Source organism: Pectobacterium carotovorum (assembly GCF_033898505.1).
In the GTDB taxonomy this organism is placed as follows: domain Bacteria; phylum Pseudomonadota; class Gammaproteobacteria; order Enterobacterales; family Enterobacteriaceae; genus Pectobacterium; species Pectobacterium carotovorum_J.
The window spans coordinates 1,628,271-1,647,257 of sequence record NZ_JAXAFK010000001.1 but is presented as its reverse complement, the minus strand read 5'-3'; the positions used below and the strand labels follow the sequence as shown (position 1 = coordinate 1,647,257).

Genomic DNA, 18,987 nt, shown 5'->3' with positions numbered 1-18,987 from the left:
TATTTCGGGCAGTAAACGCTTCCGCATCCGTAGTACCTGTCTGTCTGCATATCGGCAGACAGGTGGAAACCTCCGAATACTATTATAAGGGTTTTATTATGGCGAAAACACGGAACAAATTATCTCACCTACTCCTGCTCTGTGCTGCGCTTCCTTTGGGTGCAGCATTTTCTCATTCCGCTGACGCTGCCGAGATCCGCATCTCCTGGTGGGGCGGCAACCAACGGCACGAGGCGACACTCGCGGCGATTAACGCGTTTCAAAAAGCCAACCCGAGCATTACCGTTAAAGCCGAATATGCTGGCTGGGACGGCTACCTTTCCCGTCTGTCAACCCAGATGGCCGGGGGGCAGGAACCTGATGTTATTCGTATTGACTGGAACTGGCTGCCGCAGTTTTCCCGCAATGGCGACGGCTTTTATGATTTGAATAAGCAAAAAGATATTCTGGAGTTGGGGGATTTCCCGCCTAACTACCTGAAAACCTCGGACGTAAAAGGAAAGCTGCAAGGTCTCCCGATTTCGATGACGTCCCGCAGCATGATTTACAATAAAACCACCTGGGATAAAGCAGGCGTCGCCTATCCGAAAACCTGGGATGAGCTGTTTGCCGCCGGCCCGGTGTTTAAACAAAAGCTGGGCGACAATTATTACCCGCTTGGCGTTGCCCAAGGTTCAAGCGATGTGTTGGATATTCTCACGCTCGGCCGTAGTTACATGGCGCAGAAATACGGCATTGACCTCATCGATGAGAAGAAGCAGAGCCTTGCCTATAGCCGCGATCAGGTACGGGAGCTCTTCGGTTTTTATAAGAAGCTGGTTGATTCCCATGTGATACCCGATCAGCGCTATTTCTCCTCGTTCGGACGCACTAATGTCTATGAAATTCGCCCCTGGATTAATGGCGAACTAGCCGGTATGTACCTGTGGGATTCTGCTATCTATACCTATTCCAGCAATATGCCGAAGGATGCTGTGCTGGAAACCGGGCCATTTATCACGATGCCAAATGCCAAAGACTCGGGGCTGACGACCAAACCGTCTTCGCTGTTTGCGATCAGCAAGAACAGTAAGCATCCTAAAGAAGCGGCAATGCTGATGAGTTTCATGCTGAGCAATCCAGAGGGCGTGAAGGCATTAGGATTGCAAAACGGAATGCCCGCTAACCCGAAAGCGCAAAAACTGCTGGAAGATATCGGGGTGATTAACTCTGGCAACCTGTTAGCGAACGCCTATCGGGCGGCAGCGGAACAACCTGCGTCTAAGGTGCCCGTTTCACCGTTTATGGAAAATCAGGAGCTGGTTCAGCTGTGGACGAGCAGTCTGCAAAAATTGGACTACGGTAACGGAGAGGTGAATAAGGTTGCCGATGATTTCCTGAGCAGTGCTAACCGTATATTAAAACGCGCAATCCGCTAACCACCGCTGTTAATGTGCGATGCCGTATCGCGAAAGATATGGCATCGCTCGCGCTGACCTCAGTATCTTACTTAATCACACCACATGCCATTCTGGCTCCGCCACCGCCCAGTTTTGCTGGCATATCAGCGTAGTTATCTCCGCCGGCATGAACCATCAACGCGTGATTCTTCACCTCAGACAGCGATTTTATCCGAGGGGCTAACAGTGGATAGGTTGATGTGCCGTCGGCATTCACAACCAGACCGGGCAGATCGCCTAAATGCCCCTGATCGTCATAAGGCCCAAGGTGTTTACCGGTTTTTTTCGGATCGAGATGGCCGCCTGCCGCCAGTGCAGGAACCGATTTACCGTCCTGCTCGGCAGGTTCACAGCTGGCATTTTCATGCACGTGGAATCCGTGAATACCCGATTCCAGTCCTTTCAGGTTCGGCGTGAAAAGCAGGCCGTACGGCGTTTCCGTAATGGAAACTTCACCGATACTGCTGCCAGCACCCGTTGGCAGTGCTTCATTCAGCGTCACTGTGGTGCTGGCTGCGAAGGTGGAACAGGAAAAGAACACGCCTGTCAGGATAAGTGCCTTCAGTTTCATTGTCTTTTGCCTCTTAGGGGTTGAATGTAAAGGAGCCGTCGCGATGCTTTGTGCTCATGGCCTTTCCGCGGTGAGCTGTACCGTGCTAATGGTGCGTGCGCGAAAGCCCGCTTCGCAGTAGCAAAGGTAAAACACCCACAGGCGCTGGAAGGCTTCATCAAAGCCTTGAGCATTCAGCGTATGCCACTGCTGATAAAAACGCTGCCGCCATTCGCTGAGAGTACGAGCATAGTCCTGACCGATATCAAACAGATCGCGGGTGATAAAGTCGGTATGCCGCGTCATGGTGGTCGTCATTGCAGTGATCGAGGGCAGAAAACCGCCGGGGAAAATATAGCGTTGGATGAAATCGACATTGCGGCAGTAATGATTGTAGCGCTGGTCGGCAATCGTGATTGCCTGTAGCACCATGCGGCCTTGTGGACGCAGCAGTTGCTGACAGCGCTTGAAAAAGGTGGGCAAATAGGCTTTTCCAACCGCCTCGATCATTTCGACCGACACCAGCTTGTCATACTGACCGGTCAACGATCGGTAATCCTGTCGCAGTACCGTCACTTTATGGCTCAGACCGGCTTGCTGAATGCGCTCCACTGCATAGTCATACTGCTGTTGCGACAGCGTGGTGGTAGTCACGCGACAGCCATATTCACGCGCGGCCAGTTCGGCTAATCCTCCCCAGCCGGTGCCAATTTCCAGCAAATGATCGGTTTCGCACAGCGCTAGCTGTTCACAGAGTCGATGCAGTTTAGCGCGCTGTGCCTCTTCCAGCGTCATCTCGGGTTGCGGATACCAGGCGCTGGAGTAGAGCATCTCGCTATCGAGAAAACTGCGGTAAAAGTGGTTACCCAGATCGTAATGGGCGGCGATATTTTTCTGTGCCTGCTGCGGGCGGTTACGACGACACCAGTGGATAAACCGCTGAAATGGCCCCGTTAGCCAGCCAAAACGCGTTTCAAGCGTATCGACTAGCGCCTGATTCTGCGCCAAAAGCTGGAGAACGAGCGTGAGGTTGCTTGAGCTCCAGTCGCCATCGATATAGCTTTCGCCGGCAGCGATACTTCCACCGAGCAGTACGCGGCGATAAACACGGTGGTTATGTATCGTGATGTCACCTTGCAGTGCCGCGTGTTGATCCCCGAATAACGTTTCATTGCCTTCTGGTTCGCGAAGGCGCAAACCTCCGCCTTCTATTCGACTAAGCAGAAGAAATACCACTTTTCTGGCCCGAGTATAGCGAGCGGTATTGCTCGGGTGACGCACCAACTGTGTTTCCGTTGAACTCATGGGTTGTCCTTCTTTCCAGACTGCGGATGGGGATAAACGGGCGAGCGTTTAATCCACAGTTTCAAAGCCTGCCAATATATGGTGCAGGCGGTTTTCATCGTCATTAACGGCAGAGACCAAAGCTGAGCGCGCAGGGCGGCGCGAGTGAGCGTCTGACGGTGCAACAGCAGCGTGGCATCAAACTCGCGTCCTTGTCTGTGGTTCTCGATGTGGATCCTCAGACGATCGACGGGCGGCGTGAGTCGCCAGTGGTACACCATATCCATCGGGTTAAAAGGCGACACATGAAACGCTTTGGCGACAGGCGTAGAGCCATCGGGGACGACGGCATAAGTATGGCGTTCGTTCCAGGGCGTATTACGCACTTCTGCCAATAACCAGCGTAGTTCGTTATGCTCATCGTACAAATAATAGAAATTGACCGGGTTGAAATAGCAGCCCAGATAGCGCAGTTGGCACAGCAACAACACTTTCCCCGTGAGGCGTTCCCCAGTCAGTTCCGCAATCCGATCCTGTGCCTTGGTTTTGATATCGCCGCCGCCCAGATAATCACCTCGATAGAATGACGCGGGGGAAAAGCGCTCCAACGCAATACCCACGTGTGGCAAGGCGGGAATCTCATCTAAATCGATTAACGTCATGAATAACGCATAGTCAAAGCGATGAGTGACGGGCGTGAAACGTCGATGGCGAACCTTACCCACATACAGCGCGCTATTCATATTGCATGCTCTGGTGAAGCTGGCTAACAACATCCAACGCGCTTTTGACACCATCTTCGTGAAAACCGTTGTACCAATAGGCACCACAAAACCAACTGCGGTTGTGTCCATTAATACGTTCGCGCTGCTGCTGGTACTCTGTTGTCTGTTGAGTAAACACCGGGTGATGATAAATCGCGCGGTACAGTATTTTACTCGGGTCAATATCCTGCTGAGGGTTCAGCGAGACACAGAAGGTGGTGGATGAACGAATACCTTGCAGGATGTTCATGTTATAGGTCACGGAGGCACGCGCGCGGCTAAATGCCTGATCGACCGGCAGACGATAATTCCAACTCGCCCATGCCCGCCGATTATGGGGCAGAAGTCGGGTGTCGGTATGCAGAATCACGTGGTTCGGCTGATAGGGCATGCCGCCGAGGACTCGCTGCTCATCGGGGGTACTCGTTGCCAGTAGCGCCAGCGCCTGATCGGAATGGCAGGCAAAAATCACCTGATCGAACCGATACGTCTGATCGGCGGTACATACCGTAACACCCGACTCATCACGTATTATCTGACTGACGGGCGTCTGAGTGTGGATTATCGCCCGATCGCGGATACGTTCTGCGAGTCGCTTCACATACTCCCGTGAACCACCGGGCACCACCATCCACTGAGGACGGTTGGCCAAATCCAGTAACCCGTGATGGTTGAAGAAGGTCAGGAAAAGCGACAGGGGAAAATGCCGCATATCCTCAAGCGACGATGACCAGATCGCCGCGCCCATTGGCAAAAGATAGTGTTGGGCAAAGAATGGAGAGAATTTTTCCTGCTGCAACAAATGGCTTAGCGTCAGCCCCTGATAATCGCCGTTGGCAAGATACCGCTTGCAGACGCGGTTAAAGCGCACAATCTCCGCAACGAAACGATAAAAACTGAGGCGGAACAGGTTGCTGCGTTGGGCGAACAGCGTGTTTACCGTATGGCCGTTATATTCCAGACCAGAAACCGGATTACTGACTGAAAAGCTCATTTCTGTCGGCTGACCGGCTAACCCCAACTCATCCAGTAGCGCAATAAAATGGGGGTAGGTTCGCTCGTTATAGACAATAAATCCCGTATCGATGGCGTAGGTGATGCCATCCTGAACCACATCGACCGTTGCCGTGTGGCCACCCAGATAATCGTTCGCCTCAAACACCGACACCTGAAAGCGATCGGATAACCGGAGTGCGCAGGTTAAGCCTGAAATACCGCTACCGATGATGGCAATCTTCATACTTTTACCTTACTAACCGGCTGGCGAGCAGACGTTGCCATGACTGTGGGAGAACCGAAACCGCTTTGAGCAACAGCGCAAAGCGCAGAGGAAAGGCGATCTCGCGTTTTTTCTTTGCCAGACCATGTCGAATCGCCTCCGAAGCGTGTGATACGGAAATCAGCATCGGCATCGGGAAATCATTACGCGCGGTCAGCGGGGTATCGACAAAACCGGGCTGGATCAGCGACACGGTGATATTACGGGTCTGCAAATCCAGCGACAGACTGCGGGCGAAGTAGGCCAGTGCGGCCTTTGAGGCACCATAGGCTTCTGCTCTTGGCAGCGCAACGAGACTGGCGGTTGAACCCACCAGCGCCAGATGGCTACCGTTGGCAAGCTGTGGCAATAGCACCGACAGGCAATTCACCGGGCCAATCACGTTGGTTGTCAGTACCCGACTGACTTTTTCTGCTTCAACGACGCCGTTATCCAGATACTCACAGGTTCCCGCACTGAGGATCACCAGATCGGCCGTGACGCCGTCCAGTGCCTGCTGCGTATCCTCCAGGTCTGTCATATCAAATGCCGTGGTACGAATGGTTGGGAAGGCGGCAGTCAATGCGTGCAGCCGCGCTTCATCACGCCCGCAGGCGAGGACATCCCAGCCGTCTCTGGCATAATCCAAGGCCAACTGCTGACCTATTCCCGAACTGGCTCCGGTAATCAACACGTGCTTCATGACTGCATTCTTGTTTTCAGGTAGCCGATTAGCGAGTTCAGCACGGGGATGTGCTGATAAAGCATTTCACCCATATCGTAATAATCACGGTGATAGATAACTTTGTCGTCGGCGAAGAGCAGGTGGCTACAGCCTGCCAGCGTCAGCGGTTCGTTATTTTTTAGCGAAGGATGGGCATAGTGCATCGTCCAGAACAGGGTTGCACCACCGCGGAAGGTATGGATATCGGAGAATTCAAACTGACAGTAACGCAGATTTTCGAGTGAACAGGAAAAGTAGCGATGCAAGTCATGCAACCCATGATGGTTGGATACGGGGTCGATAAAGTGAATATCCTGATGGTAGATATCACCCAGTGTTGTTAACCCTTCGTTTGTCAGCTCGCGATAGAATGCCTTTATTTTCAAAATAATAGGCTCATATTCACCATTTTCTACCGAGATGCCGTCTTCCTCGCGCGCTTTTTCTATCGTCATAACCACTCCTGTTAAGGTCGTCCACTCCCACTTGGTGGAAATGGCCAACAGATAGAGGAACGTCAACGCTTATTAATTGAAAGATATCAACTTAGGTATAGATTGAATCCACCGTTCGTCAATAGGATTTTTCAGAATGGCTAGGAGGCAGTGATCCTTGAATCATATAGAAAATAAAATAGTAAATTATTTTTAATAAAATGATTCATAAAAAAATTATTTCCGATTGCTTTTTTATTTTTATTTTTGCAATTTTTATAAATTGAATTATATTGATTCTGGTTGGATTCATAGATTTTTTTTTCATGTGTGAAACTTAATCATTTATATTTCAATTACATTCAAAATAAACAAGGATAAATCATGCCAATAGTTTTTCAATCAATAAATAGTAAGGTTAGTACCTCATCTAGCTCATGGGAAAATATTCCTGGACTTTCTGTTAATTTAAATGATCTTGCCTACGCAGGCTCAAAAGAAGCATTGGTTACATTAACAGTTCCCTCTCCATACGCTACTGGTAATAATTATCCAGGGATAGATTTCGCAATTACTATGAATGGTAATGTTCTTTCATCTGGTTCAGTAACTTACTCGGATAAAAACCCTGTATCTTCCGGAAGAGTTCCATTTTCTATTCAAATACTTGTAGGTTTATCGAATCATAGTCAATTGGGTACAATTCAAGCACAATGGAGAGGTGTTCGAGGTAGTACAGTACATATTGACAGTCCTTGTAGTATTAGTGCTGTCGTCAATTAATTATAATTAATAAAATTAATCCTCCTAAATATATCAATACTGATTTATTATTTCTTAAATCTATTAATTTGATATTTAATATGTAGTAACGAAAGATCAGAGTACCAAGGTAATGATATTCTGATCTTTACAAGGGATGTATTATATTTTTTACGTTTTTAGCCTATCTTTCCAGTGCATAGGAATTAATTAAGTATGCCTGAAATTTAGTTGATTTCCCCTCAAACCTTGTAGTGCAGAAAAAAGAAAACATGGCGCAAAGTATAGTGACAACGTCACGCCACGTTTCCTGGATCGACAGCGGTAGACTGAACGTTATTTCTCAGCAGGCTTAATCAACGCTAAAATCGTACCCAACTGTTCACGCTGTTCATCGCTGACTTCTCGCGCAGCGGAATAGCCTGCATTCTGGATAATCATCTCATTCAGGCCAACCAGCCAGTCATAGATATAGAACGCCGTATTGTTGGTAGGCGTCAGCGACAGTTTGGTTAAGCGCTGAGAAGCGCCGAAACTGACCGCCTGTTTTTCGGGTTTGGCGAAAATTTTATGACCGCGATTAATACGGCTGGCAGGACGCAGGGATTCATCAAGCTGCTGGAAGCCGAGCCAGGCGACAAAGTCACCGAGAATGGTCAGCACGCGTGAAACCTGACGGTCGGCTTTATTCTCGCGGTTGATGCCCAACTGCTCACCATCAACCAGCATATCGACCAGCGCCTCTTCGATCCGCAAACGGATGCTGCCAGTGATCAATTCTTCGACCAGCATTTCGATCGTCGCTTTCGGCACATTCAGCAGCTCGAGAAGCGGGGCATTCTCTGGCAAGCTGCGTAAGTGGTTAATCCAGAAACGGTAAACGCCGTGCGCGTAATCTGCCTCATAGCCATGATCGACTGTCAAAACCGGCATTGCAGGTTGGTCGAGCGCGATCGGTTCATCGGCAAACAGATCAATTTCGATCCCGACGCCAAACGGATCGCTATTGGTTAACGGGGCTGAGAGGTCCTCAGTGTCAGCGTGGAAACCGCCATAATTTGCCCCTTGCTGTTGCAGATACAGACGGCGTAGTTCATCACGCGAAGGCAGCAACCGTTCCAGCAGTTCGCCATGTACGCCAGTGCGGGTCTGGAGCGATTTGAGCAGGGTCTCTGCGATGCGCTGTTTTTCCGCAGGATCGTCAACATCGACAGGCAGATACCAGTTACCCAGCAGGTTATCGCTGAGTTCACGTTGCAGTTCGTTAAGCTGTTCGCTGATGCGCCCCAGTTTTACATCCCGGTGAACTTCAGCCCCCAACCACGTTGCCATACGCGCTACGCCACGTTTGTCCATCGCCAGCATGGTTCCCCAGGCGTCGCCCGGATTACCGACATAGCGTTGTACCGCAGCATCGTAGTTTTGTCCGTGCGTAATACGGCGATCGTGACGGGTAACCGCCCAAATCAGCCCCGGTTTACGGTGGCTACGCACTTGTGCGTTTTCGCCCTGGGTCTGTTTAACCCAGTGATCCAGCGCCTTGCCGACCACTTTAACGTCGCCACGATCGCCTGCGGCACTGCATACCATCAGGACGTTCATTTCCTGATTATCGGTATAGCGCTCCAGCAGATAGGCGCGTTTCGCCCGTAATAGCGTGTGCGCCAGTGGATGCGGTGTGCTTTGGCGTCTTGCTGGTGGCTCGTCCCGCGTTTCGCGGATTTCACCAAAGCCAGGAAAATCCAGCACATCAACCTGCTCGAACAACGCTTCTTTAGGCGGCAAATGCAGTGGGATAAGCAGCTCTGCCGTCAGCATCGTTAACTCGGCCAACGAAAGTTCTGTCGTTTTCCCCGCACGGCCATTCTGCACCGGCCGCACCAACACGCCGGGATCGTCCGCGCTGTGCAAACGTTCCAACGCCGAACCGTCGATCAGGCCGTCTGCCGGATTTAACTCATCATCCACCAGTGTCCGCAGCGGCGCTAACAGCTTGCGTGTACCGGACAGGTGTTGCAGCGTGTGGCTGAAATGGCGATACGCCGCGGTCAGCGAATTCAATTCGCCCCACAGCACGGAGAAAAGCTGGGCGCGATCGTCAACGGTGAGATAAGGCGCTAATTCAATCGCCACCGGCCAGAAGTGTGCTTCCAGCTGTTTTTGCCGTTTGACGTCGTGACGCGCGAGGTAGTCCCAGAGTTCGACCACTTCATCGCGGCTCATCCCTTCAACGGGTTCGGGCTGGCGGTGCATCAACAGCGTTTTAATGTGTTCGGCAATATGGCGTTCGTCCAGCTCTTCAAACGTTGTCTCTTGATTGAGTTCGTTCAAAAACGCGTTGGCCATGATCTTACCGATGTCCAGCTCGCTGAGCAGTTGCAACTGAACGGGGAACGATTTGTTCTTCACACCCGACTGCCGGCTAAAACGCGTAACGAGCGCAGTGGCCCGGTCAGACGGGTTAATGTGTTCGATAAAATCCAGCGGTTGCCCTTCAAACGCGGTTTCCAGCTTGCCGTTTTCACCCCCGGCTAGCGATGCGATCAGATAGGATTTCCCCGCCTGAGACAGGCCAAAAAAGCCGATGGCAATCTCTTTCTGCGCTACATCGGACAGATGCTGCGCTTTATTGTGATTACGGCGCAGTTTGACGATCAGACGATCGGCTTCGATATCCAGACGCGGAGCGTTCTGGCGTGTGGTTTCAACCCAGCCGATGGCCTGTTCAACACCTTGCGCGACGGCCTGTAGCTGGCCGTGGAGTCGGGTAGAAAGCTGTTTGGGCGTTAATCGTTTCATTTTTTAAATACACTCCCACTATCGATCCAATAATGGGTCGCTCCTGAACCGTTAGCGGATAATGTGTTCAATTTTAGTCGTAAATGCTGTGGTGGAACGCGGGTGCCATCTTCCAACACCGCATCGGCAATTTCAAAGCGCTCAGGGCTATCTTGATCGTCACTCTTCGTCACGGCTAGCCGGACGCGCAGTTTACTGTCGCCGACGACTTTACGGGCTAAATCCTGATCGACAATCGAGAGCATATAAAGCGAGGAAGCCGGCCAGCGCTCGTTGTCCAACTGGCGGAAGCCAAGACAGAGTGAGCCACGTACCTGGAAGCTATGTTGTGGATCCAGCACGAAATCCGGCGCATCCAGATCGATATCACTGTAATAAACGTTATCCAGCGTTAGCGCGTTGTTGCTGTCCATCATGCCGAGGTAGCGCACGGTGGAATACGGCTGGAAATCACCGACCTTAAAGTAAAAGCCCGGCAAGCGCAGATCGAGCGCCAGCAGGCACAGCATCGCGCCGACGGCCGCGGTGGATTTCGGGTTATCGATACGTCCACGTTTGTTAAACGGATACCAGTCATTAGTGTGATACCCATCCAGAGACAGCATCCGGTTAATTGGCAGCGGTTGCAGGTGGCGGAACAGCGCCTGAATTCCTGGGAAGCGCGAAGGGCGACCAGTCAGCAGCAGTACATCGCACGAATACAGCGACACCACTTCAGACATCAGGCGCAGGTTCTGCGTGATGTTCATTTTGTTAGACAGGAATTCGCCGTGCAGCTTGCTCAGTTTGAGGATGAGCGGCACCTGCAAGATATCGAATACGCTATCGCTAACCGGCAGTTCACGCTGCACTTCCGTATTGATGTATTCCAGCACTTTTTCCGTCGGCGCCTGCTCCAACAATTCGCCGAAAGTGGATTCGATTTCAGCGCTGGTATCCAGCGGATCAAAGCGCTCATAGGCTTCCAGAATCGCGCGGCCAATCGGAATGAAGACCTGCAACGTTACCTGCTGGCGTAGCGTAAGCTGTGCGTCCATCCGGCCTTCATTGCCGAACAGCTTCGCCATCAGTGCATCCGGGCTGGCCATTCCGGCGGTTTTCAGCGCGGCCTGTAGCGCAGGGAGGATATAGAGCTGAATCACATCCAGCAGGATATCGTCGCCCGCGACCTTAAAGCCTTCGCGGAACAGCAGACGAGGAATGATTTTAACGTTGTTGCCGACACCGTCATCGAGCAGATATTGGGTAATGGCAAGGTCAGTGGTACCGCCGCCGATATCGATTGAGGCAATGCGCAGCGTTTTGCCTGCGGGTTCCCCCTCATCGAGCTCTTTATCCGGGCGCGCCATGCTGGCGAAGAAATCTTCCGCGCGACCGCCAAAATTCACCTGCGCTTCGTTATACAGGTAAACCATCTGCCCACATGTGGCTTCATCCCATTCGATTTGCACGTCAGGCACTGGAATCCGGCTCTGCTGCTTGTCGGCTGGCGTGGTGAAATCCTCATCCATCGGGTGCCAGTCCATCGCTTTCCAAACCAGCGCGATCGCCTCATGCATCCGGCGGCGGAAAATTTCACGCTCGGGTTTCGGCATCGCGGAAGGCAACGTCAGAATGATATTTCGCAGTTGGCGTGGCGCGGTGCTGTGGATCATTTTCAACCGCTGTGCGGCGCTGTTCATCTGCATGAGCGCCTGTGCCAGCAGTTCGGAGAGCATGAATGTCATGATCGAACTGCGGCTATAGTGCGGTGAAAACACCGGTAGGCGTTCTTCCAGCGGCTGGTTATAAAGTGGCTGACCTTCATCATTCAGCATGATGGTCAACGGCATGGCTGTCGCTAACGGTTCGGTCTGCGAATGCGCATCCGTCTGGCTGAAACGCCAGCCTGGCGCATAACTTTCTTCATCCCACAGGTAGCGGCGCGGGCTGGAAATACCGCTCGATCCTTCCGTTCCCTGACGCAGCAGCGCCATGTGGCTGGCTTCACGCCCGACACGGGTGATCGACGGCCAGATAAAGGCGTCATCACGACCGCTTTCTACGGAAAAGTTTTCTTTGCCGAACTTCGCCTGTGAAAATTCAACGCGGCTTTCGAACAGTTCGTTATACAGATAATGTGGCTCACTCAGATCGCGCAATTGCAGTTCATAGGTCTGCTTCAGGCCATTGCTTTCGTCTGCATGGTCCTCAACCAGAATGCCGCAGGTGTGTGAGTTCCCGACGTCCAAAATCAGGTCAACGTTGACCGCCGGTTCCTGCAACGTGCTGGTATTGATGCGAATTTCCGGTATTTCTAGCTGGTTGCCCAGCATATCCAACACATTCAGGTAATGTGCCTGATATTCAAATCCCCTGAGCGCCACTTTTACATCGTGGCTATCGCGGTTTTCCAGCGTTTTAACCCGCTGAGTAAAGACTTCGCGCAGCCAGCCGTCGACCCAGGTCTCATCAAGGAATTCACCGAGCTCGTCGCTGTGATAAGCCAGCGCGAAACTCCCACCGGTTTTGATGTCATTGGCATTCGGCGCCAGCGACTCGTACTCGTGGCCTTCCGGATACGTTTTGGTATCGAATGCCAGACAGATACGGTGCGTGTTGCCGTCCTGATCGGGCGTATCCAACGCCAGAATCTGCATCCGCGCCCAGTTATCCGGCCCGCCCATAAAGGTGCGCGGCGGATTAAAGCGGAAGAAGGGCAGCGGCAGCCAGATGTTCTCCAGCAGCTTCAGCGATTGCTCAAGCGGAATGCTCAGCTCTGGTTTCACAACCTCTGGCGGCATTCCTGTGGCCGAAGGCAGCAGGAATTTGTCCGTATGCGCATCGTAAAGCAGGTGCAGCAGAGGGCCGTTGGCGCTTTTGCGTACGTAGCAGTTAGGTTGTTCAGCCGAAAATTGCGGCTTTAAGGCAAAATCCAGAAACTGAATCCCGCTGTCCTGAATCAACGTAATGCGTTGTTTATAATCGGTAATCGTCGCCAGCATGATTATTTACTCTCGCGCTTTATCGTCATCGGGAAAACGGTGTCTGCGTCGTAACGACCAATACACTCCGCCGCAGTGCCGGAAGCGCCTTGTTTACAGACCAGTTCTGGCATTTGGAAACGAGAATTATCAGAACAGCGGGCGCCAGAACGACTGTTGATGATCAGATTGCCGGAGCTCATTAATCCTGCCTCAATGTTTGCGCGACACGTGACACCGTCACCATGAGTGATACGCGCTGTACCTTTTCCATTTTGAATCTGGTAACGCAGGCTAGGCGGTCTGCCGGTAATCGGCGCTTTGCCATCAATAATGACGCGCCAGTTACCATTCAGGAATTTGATCGAACCAATTTTCACCGCGTCGGCTGGCATGACTAAATCATCTTTGCCCGCAGGAATTGCTGGCACTTGCTCCACAACTGGCTCAGCCGGCGGTGTAACAGGCTCTTTCGGTTCAGTGGCTGCATGGGCTTCTGGTTTCACCGCTTCTGCTACAGGGGCAGCAGCAACAGGAGGCGTTGCAACCGCTGGTTCAGCGGCTTTCACATTCTCTTTTTCTGCGACAGGCGGAACGGGTGTGCTTTCTTGCTGCGGCGCAGGTTCAGCTGGCGCGGAAGAAGGCAGGGCACGTTTTTCCTGTTTGACCGTCGCAGCCAAATCGGATGCTGGCTTGTCGTCTTGCCCAGACACACAACCGCGGATTTGCAATGACAGAATCGCTAACAGCGCAGCGGCAGGTAACAGCCACCATAGGCGGAAGAACGGCGGACGAGCAGGAACGGCTGCCGCAGCAGCGACAGGCGCTGGCGTTGGCTCGACGGGTTCCTGTGGGCTGACCGGCTGTGGTTCCGGTTCGGGAACGGGATCGACCAGAGGCAGCGTTGGTGCGGGAGCGGGGGCAACAAAAAGCGGTTCCACTTCTTTGATGACAGGCCGCAGGCAATCCAGCGCATCAAGACGGGATTTTTTATCGAGATTGACGAAGCCCCAGAACGTTAAGACCGGTTTGCCATCAACCAGATAGACGTGGTTTGCACCTGGGAACTGTATCGCTTTTGCCAGCAGGACACCGAAAAGTTTCTGACCAGCCTTTTCGGCATTTTGCGCACGCTGGCTGATGTCGGCCACTGCGGCCTGATAGGTTTCCAGTAATGCCAGCGCTTTTTCTCGTTCTTCTTCGCTCGCGGCAATCCAGGAAGTGACTTTACCGTCAACCGGCGAATACCAGTCAATACGGTCGCCATGCTCGTTGGGTTGGGGAATCGCCAGACAATCGGCAATCTGCTGCTGTTTTCTGAGACGTAACGTTTCCCGCAATTGAAGTGCCGATGCGTAAACTGGCTGCCCGTTCTCGCCCAGCGCCAGAAAATCATCCAAACTTCCACTACGTAAAAATAATTTTGCCACGCAAAAGAGACCTTTTGTAATGATGCCTAAAGCAGAAAATAGAGTGTAATCTGCGACAGGGTATACTGTAGTGCGAATGATGGCGAATCAAACGCTTAAAGAAGTGATAAAACTAACAAATATTTGAGCAATAGAAAAAGTGGGAAACACAACGTGTACGCATGTGCGGCAGATAACATCCAGATAATGTGATGAAAACGCAGACAAAAATGATGCATACGTTTTCCACCGTGATTTTGCCGATCGGTGGTTTTGCAGAAATGAGGGACGCTGCGAGATGCCAGCCTCCCTCAAGGCAGATGGGGATTACAGTTGAACGTTGCCTGTGATCAGATAAGCGGATGAGGTGCTTTGTGACATCGGCGGCAGCGTGTCACTGAGGACGTTGCCTTTTACGTCGGTAAATTCAATTGGAATATCGTTCATTCCAACGTGCTCAACAATAAAGTGGTTGTAATCGGTTTTCTGTGCAGCAATCCACTGGTTATTGCGCATATATTTCATCTCAATAACTGGATATTTTACATTCCTGAATTGCACCGCAGCCCAATAAGGATTTGAACCTTCCTTTATACGATAAATAACGTTGCCATTTACCGGCGCTTCGATCAGCGTCCAGTCGATATTAATTTTTCCATCCCGTAGATCGCCTATTTTCTCAAAGGCATTAAACGATAAATCCAATGCACAATCGCCACCTTCAGGATAGAGATCGGTAACATAAACCACCGTACTGCCTTTGGGCCCATTAACTTTCAGGTAGGCCCCTGCGAGCGACGCCTTCACACCTCGATAATCCAGCTGGTTCCGGTTTAACGCCGTAATCTCCATGTTCTGTGGGATGGGATCCAGTAAAAGGGCGCCGCCCTGATAACCAGAACCTGTTGCGGTAGCGTAGCCGTAACAGATGTCGTCCAGTTCCCACTGGGCATGGGCGGTATTAATCAGGGGAATAATGCATAATGCAGATAAGGCTAATGAAGTTATTTTATTCATGTTTCACATCCAATATGATTCAAGATTAATAACATAGGTGAGTTGTAAAAACAAAACGCCAGAACGGAAATCCATTTTTTGAAAACCCATTGTTCTGGTGTTTCGATAATCTGCATTTTGTATAAATAGGTAAATCGGTTTTATCTTAAAATAATAAAGCAGTGAATATATCAGCGGGTTTATTTCTCTGCGGTAAAATTATTATGCGAATGAAATAATCGATTTGGGTTTCTTCCCAATGTGTTCTACGGTTTAAAGGGTATGACGGCAGCATCAGTTCGCTCCAACGCGGATAGCTGCCAATGGTTAATCTCTACCCTAAATGATTTGAGTGTCAGGCAGGGTAATGATGAAGAGGAGACAGTATGACCATTCACAAGAAAGGGCATGCACATTGGGAAGGTGATATCAAGCAGGGGAAAGGCACCGTCTCAACGGAAAGCGGTGCATTGCAGCAGCAACCTTACGGCTTCAATACTCGTTTTGAAGGCAAGCCCGGCACGAATCCGGAAGAGTTGATTGGCGCAGCGCATGCGGCCTGCTTTTCTATGGCGCTATCGCTGATGCTAGGCGAAGAAGGCCATAAGCCTGAATCGATTGATACCACGGCGGATGTGTCGCTGGATAAAGTCGACGGCGGGTTCTCGATCACCAAAATCGCGCTGCACAGTAAGGTGAAACTGCCGGGTATTGATGACGCCACGTTCGATAGCATCATCCAAAAAGCGAAGGCGGGCTGCCCGGTGTCAAAAGTGCTTAAAGCCGACATCACGCTGGACTATCAATTAAATTAAGAGCTAGCAATTGAATTAAGAGCGAGCGGCTGAACGAAGGTTGTTCGTTGTTTCAGCGATCAAATTGTTTCAGCGATAAAAATTGGGCTGAGAGGAAAGCTTACCGGAGTCGCACTGGTAAGCTTTTTTACATTTATACAATTAAAAAAAGCGAAACGATTAAAAATAATTTAACATCTTTACAGTAATAACCATAAAATCAGAATAGCCATTACGATGTAATCTGGTCATGGCGTAGGACGCAATATAACAAGAGCAATATTGGGCTGGCCGGCTTGTGGAGGCCAGATTCTCTGAGTATGTCGTGCTGTGGAACACAAGCGAGAGTTCAAGATGAATAAAATGACCAAGATCTGTTTTTCTGTGCTGTTGGCCGGTAGTTTGCTGACACCTGTTTTGGCAAACGCTACCACGTCGGAAGACATGCGCGGTATGCAGAAAAGCTATACCGCCGCGACTAAAGCGGACGATGCCGCTGCGCTGAAAACTGCGTTGAGCACATTCCGTGAACACGTCGAGCACGCTAAAACGCAGGTGCCACCTGATTTCGCCAAACAGCCTGCCGATGGCCCAGACAGAAAAGCCTATGTAGAAGGTCTGGATAAAATTTTACAAAAAGTTGATAGCGCACAGGCTCTGGCGGATGCCGGTAAACTGAGCGAAGCCAAAGCGGTGTTAGCTGAAATCAATACCTTGAAAGGTGAATACCACAGTAAATTGAGAGGCTAAGCCGCTTTTCGTTTACCATAAGCCGCCAGTGGGAGCGAACCCACTGGCGGCTTTTTTTGTTATAAAGGTTACGATAGTCAGGATTGCCAGCTAAGGGGAAACAAGATGACGTCACCATCACACGATGCAACACAGGATGGCAAAGATACGCAAAGCAAAATTCTTGAAGCCACGCTGGAAGTCATACTGGATCACGGCGTGAGAGGGGCAACCTACCGCAAAATTGCGCAGCAGGCCGGGTTATCTCCAGGGACGCTGACCTATCGTTATAGCAGTATTGAATTGCTGTTGAGCAGCGCGTTCGTTTATATGGTTGATGGTATCTCACATGCCTTCCGTGTCCGCCTCAAGCAGGCAAAAGATATCGACAGCGCGCGCGAAGCCGTGGTTGATCTGATCTGTGGAGACATCTGGGCGACGCCGCGCCACCTGACATTAAGCTTTGAACTTTACGCACTGGCCTCGCGGAAAGAAGAGTATCGACTCATATTGCAGGAGTGGATGACGCGCAGTAGAAAGTCGCTTCATCTCCATTTCAGTATCGCGACTGCATGCTCACTGGATGCCATGATTGAAGGGTATACGATCCATAATTATCTCAATAATGAAGCCGTTAGCCGCGAAAACATCCTCAATACGGTGATCAAACTCACATCCTGATTTCGCCTGTAGCGATCTTTCCAGGCTTCTTCTCCGTTAAAAAGAACGCAATTAAACAGGTGCAAAACGATACATATTCGTGCGATAGTTGTTCGTACATATGTACGAATTTGTTTAAATAAAAATGACGAAAACGATGACCGCAAAACCCGCTATCAATAAATTTGCACTGTTCGGGCTGATGTTCATTCCCGGTTTTACGTGGGCAACCTGGGTGACCCGAACGCCTGTGATGCGCGATGTTCTGAATGCCTCAACGGAAACGATGGGTATGATCCTGTTTGGTTTTTCATGTGGTTCTATGCTTGGCGTATTGGGCGCAGGGAAGGTCATTAACGTCCTTGGCATTCGTAAAACCATGGCCGGCGGGTTCCTGCTGCTTCTGCTTGGGCTCCTTGTGTTGGCCGTTTCACTTTCGATTCAGAGTACGCCCAGCGCCTTTATGGGATTGTTGATTTTCGGCGCAGGTGTCGGCCTGGTCGATATCGCCATCAATATTGAAGGGGCGGCGTTCGAACAGCACCTGAATAAAAGCCTGATGACCACGCTGCACGGTTTTTTCAGCCTGGGGACGTTGGTCGGTGCACTGACAGGGATGGCGATGACGGCTTTCGGCCTCAATACTACGCTGCATTTTATCGTCGTCGTGGCCCTGTCGATACTCACCGCGATCGTGCTGATGCGCCAAATGCCTTGGCTGAGCGACCTGGCCAGCGCGGAGCAAGAGGAAAAGGGGAACTACAAGACTCAGGTCTTCAACGAACTTAAAGACAGCCGCCTGTTGATTCTCGGCGTGGTGATTCTTGCGATGGCGCTGGCAGAAGGGTCTGCCAACGACTGGCTGCCATTACTGATGATCGATGGTCACAACTTTGGCCACACGACGGGAACGCTGGTTTATGTCGGATTTACTGCCGGTATGACGCTGGGTCGCTTTGCCGGCGGGTATTTTGTCGATCGCTTCGGCAAGGTCAATATGCTCCGCTTCAGCGCCGCGTCTGCCGCACTGGGGCTGACGCTGGTCATTTTCTCCGATGCGCCGCTGCTGGCTGCCGCTGCGGTTATCTTCTGGGGAATTGGCGCATCGCTGGGGTTCCCACTCACCATTTCCGCCGCGGGCAGCGGAGAAAACAGCGCCGTTCGCGTCACCATTGCCGCAACGCTGGGTTACTTTGCTTTTCTCGTTGGCCCGCCTGCGCTGGGCTTTCTTGGCGAGGTTGCAGGGTTACGCATCGCCATGCTGCCAGTTCTTTTCATGGTGGTTCTGGCTTTTGTCTGTTCGCCTTCCGCTCGTGAACGTTCGGTCAGAACGGCATCTGAAACTCAATCCTGACGTTCCTGCGCGGTTCCGTTTCGTGTTACCAGAACCGCGCAGCGTGTGTCATTATGTTGATTATATTG

Annotated in this window: 16 protein-coding genes; 6 read left to right on the top strand and 10 right to left on the bottom strand. The window is 51.2% G+C overall.

The window, feature by feature from the left end; genetic code table 11:
- Positions 1-98 precede the first annotated feature (98 nt).
- Entirely contained in the window at positions 99-1,418 is a 1,320-nt protein-coding gene (locus tag R9X49_RS07375; protein ID WP_319847782.1) for an ABC transporter substrate-binding protein, read from the top strand.
- 67 nt (positions 1,419-1,485) lie between these two features.
- On the opposite strand, the gene sodC is transcribed toward R9X49_RS07375, so the two are convergent.
- From sodC to R9X49_RS07345, 6 genes are read right to left on the bottom strand one after another with little or no spacing between them, the layout of a single operon-like run.
- A complete protein-coding gene (gene sodC, locus R9X49_RS07370; protein ID WP_319847781.1) occupies positions 1,486-2,010 on the bottom strand; it encodes a superoxide dismutase [Cu-Zn] SodC in 525 nt (174 codons plus the stop codon).
- A 54-nt stretch (positions 2,011-2,064) separates the two neighbouring features.
- The gene (locus R9X49_RS07365) at positions 2,065-3,294 is read right to left on the bottom strand and encodes a cyclopropane-fatty-acyl-phospholipid synthase family protein (protein ID WP_319847780.1); all 1,230 of its coding nucleotides are present in this window, start codon (positions 3,292-3,294) and stop codon (positions 2,065-2,067) included.
- On the bottom strand, positions 3,291-4,016 hold the full coding sequence (locus tag R9X49_RS07360) for a DUF1365 domain-containing protein (protein WP_319847779.1): 726 nt from the start codon (positions 4,014-4,016) through the stop codon (positions 3,291-3,293). Before R9X49_RS07360 ends, R9X49_RS07365 begins: the two co-directional genes overlap by 4 nt.
- The gene (locus R9X49_RS07355) at positions 4,009-5,277 is read right to left on the bottom strand and encodes an NAD(P)/FAD-dependent oxidoreductase (protein WP_319847778.1); all 1,269 of its coding nucleotides are present in this window, start codon (positions 5,275-5,277) and stop codon (positions 4,009-4,011) included. The genes R9X49_RS07360 and R9X49_RS07355 overlap by 8 nt, the downstream gene beginning before the upstream one ends.
- 4 nt (positions 5,278-5,281) lie before the next feature.
- A complete protein-coding gene (locus tag R9X49_RS07350) occupies positions 5,282-5,998 on the bottom strand; it encodes an SDR family NAD(P)-dependent oxidoreductase (RefSeq protein WP_319847777.1) in 717 nt (238 codons plus the stop codon).
- Positions 5,995-6,474 (bottom strand): nuclear transport factor 2 family protein, encoded by a 480-nt coding sequence (locus R9X49_RS07345; protein ID WP_319847776.1) that lies wholly within the window; start codon positions 6,472-6,474, stop codon positions 5,995-5,997. Before R9X49_RS07345 ends, R9X49_RS07350 begins: the two co-directional genes overlap by 4 nt.
- 363 nt (positions 6,475-6,837) lie before the next feature.
- On the opposite strand from R9X49_RS07345, the gene R9X49_RS07340 reads away from it, so the two are divergent.
- Positions 6,838-7,236 (top strand): hypothetical protein, encoded by a 399-nt coding sequence (locus R9X49_RS07340; RefSeq protein ID WP_072037022.1) that lies wholly within the window; start codon positions 6,838-6,840, stop codon positions 7,234-7,236.
- A gap of 315 nt (positions 7,237-7,551) precedes the next feature.
- Here the strand turns inward: R9X49_RS07340 and R9X49_RS07335 are convergent, their stop codons facing one another.
- The 4 genes from R9X49_RS07335 to R9X49_RS07320 form a co-directional block, all read right to left on the bottom strand.
- On the bottom strand, positions 7,552-10,014 hold the full coding sequence (locus R9X49_RS07335; protein WP_319847775.1) for a putative virulence factor: 2,463 nt from the start codon (positions 10,012-10,014) through the stop codon (positions 7,552-7,554).
- Positions 10,011-12,998, bottom strand: a complete 2,988-nt coding sequence (locus R9X49_RS07330; RefSeq protein ID WP_319847774.1) for a virulence factor SrfB — start codon at positions 12,996-12,998, stop codon at positions 10,011-10,013. Before R9X49_RS07330 ends, R9X49_RS07335 begins: the two co-directional genes overlap by 4 nt.
- 2 nt (positions 12,999-13,000) lie before the next feature.
- Positions 13,001-14,407, bottom strand: a complete 1,407-nt coding sequence (locus tag R9X49_RS07325) for an SrfA family protein (RefSeq protein WP_319847773.1) — start codon at positions 14,405-14,407, stop codon at positions 13,001-13,003.
- Positions 14,408-14,713: 306 nt separating this feature from the next.
- Positions 14,714-15,403, bottom strand: a complete 690-nt coding sequence (locus tag R9X49_RS07320; RefSeq protein WP_319847772.1) for an expansin EXLX1 family cellulose-binding protein — start codon at positions 15,401-15,403, stop codon at positions 14,714-14,716.
- A gap of 365 nt (positions 15,404-15,768) precedes the next feature.
- Here R9X49_RS07320 and R9X49_RS07315 point away from each other — a divergent pair, with 365 nt between their 5' ends.
- From R9X49_RS07315 to R9X49_RS07300, 4 genes are all read left to right on the top strand, one after another.
- Entirely contained in the window at positions 15,769-16,197 is a 429-nt protein-coding gene (locus R9X49_RS07315; protein ID WP_319847771.1) for an OsmC family protein, read from the top strand.
- Positions 16,198-16,530: 333 nt separating this feature from the next.
- Positions 16,531-16,926 (top strand): cytochrome b562, encoded by a 396-nt coding sequence (locus tag R9X49_RS07310; RefSeq protein WP_010275013.1) that lies wholly within the window; start codon positions 16,531-16,533, stop codon positions 16,924-16,926.
- Positions 16,927-17,031: 105 nt separating this feature from the next.
- Positions 17,032-17,586, top strand: a complete 555-nt coding sequence (locus R9X49_RS07305; RefSeq protein ID WP_319847770.1) for a TetR/AcrR family transcriptional regulator — start codon at positions 17,032-17,034, stop codon at positions 17,584-17,586.
- Positions 17,587-17,722: 136 nt separating this feature from the next.
- Positions 17,723-18,919 (top strand): MFS transporter, encoded by a 1,197-nt coding sequence (locus R9X49_RS07300; protein WP_319847769.1) that lies wholly within the window; start codon positions 17,723-17,725, stop codon positions 18,917-18,919.
- Positions 18,920-18,987 lie beyond the last annotated feature (68 nt).

Coding starts and splice junctions, on each gene's coding strand:
- R9X49_RS07375 (WP_319847782.1), top strand. CDS start 99: ATGGCGAAAACACGGAACAAATTATCTCACCTACTCCTGCTCTGTGCT.
- sodC (WP_319847781.1), bottom strand. CDS start 2,010: ATGAAACTGAAGGCACTTATCCTGACAGGCGTGTTCTTTTCCTGTTCC.
- R9X49_RS07365 (WP_319847780.1), bottom strand. CDS start 3,294: ATGAGTTCAACGGAAACACAGTTGGTGCGTCACCCGAGCAATACCGCT.
- R9X49_RS07360 (WP_319847779.1), bottom strand. CDS start 4,016: ATGAATAGCGCGCTGTATGTGGGTAAGGTTCGCCATCGACGTTTCACG.
- R9X49_RS07355 (WP_319847778.1), bottom strand. CDS start 5,277: ATGAAGATTGCCATCATCGGTAGCGGTATTTCAGGCTTAACCTGCGCA.
- R9X49_RS07350 (WP_319847777.1), bottom strand. CDS start 5,998: ATGAAGCACGTGTTGATTACCGGAGCCAGTTCGGGAATAGGTCAGCAG.
- R9X49_RS07345 (WP_319847776.1), bottom strand. CDS start 6,474: ATGACGATAGAAAAAGCGCGCGAGGAAGACGGCATCTCGGTAGAAAAT.
- R9X49_RS07340 (WP_072037022.1), top strand. CDS start 6,838: ATGCCAATAGTTTTTCAATCAATAAATAGTAAGGTTAGTACCTCATCT.
- R9X49_RS07335 (WP_319847775.1), bottom strand. CDS start 10,014: ATGAAACGATTAACGCCCAAACAGCTTTCTACCCGACTCCACGGCCAG.
- R9X49_RS07330 (WP_319847774.1), bottom strand. CDS start 12,998: ATGCTGGCGACGATTACCGATTATAAACAACGCATTACGTTGATTCAG.
- R9X49_RS07320 (WP_319847772.1), bottom strand. CDS start 15,403: ATGAATAAAATAACTTCATTAGCCTTATCTGCATTATGCATTATTCCC.
- R9X49_RS07315 (WP_319847771.1), top strand. CDS start 15,769: ATGACCATTCACAAGAAAGGGCATGCACATTGGGAAGGTGATATCAAG.
- R9X49_RS07310 (WP_010275013.1), top strand. CDS start 16,531: ATGAATAAAATGACCAAGATCTGTTTTTCTGTGCTGTTGGCCGGTAGT.
- R9X49_RS07305 (WP_319847770.1), top strand. CDS start 17,032: ATGACGTCACCATCACACGATGCAACACAGGATGGCAAAGATACGCAA.
- R9X49_RS07300 (WP_319847769.1), top strand. CDS start 17,723: ATGACCGCAAAACCCGCTATCAATAAATTTGCACTGTTCGGGCTGATG.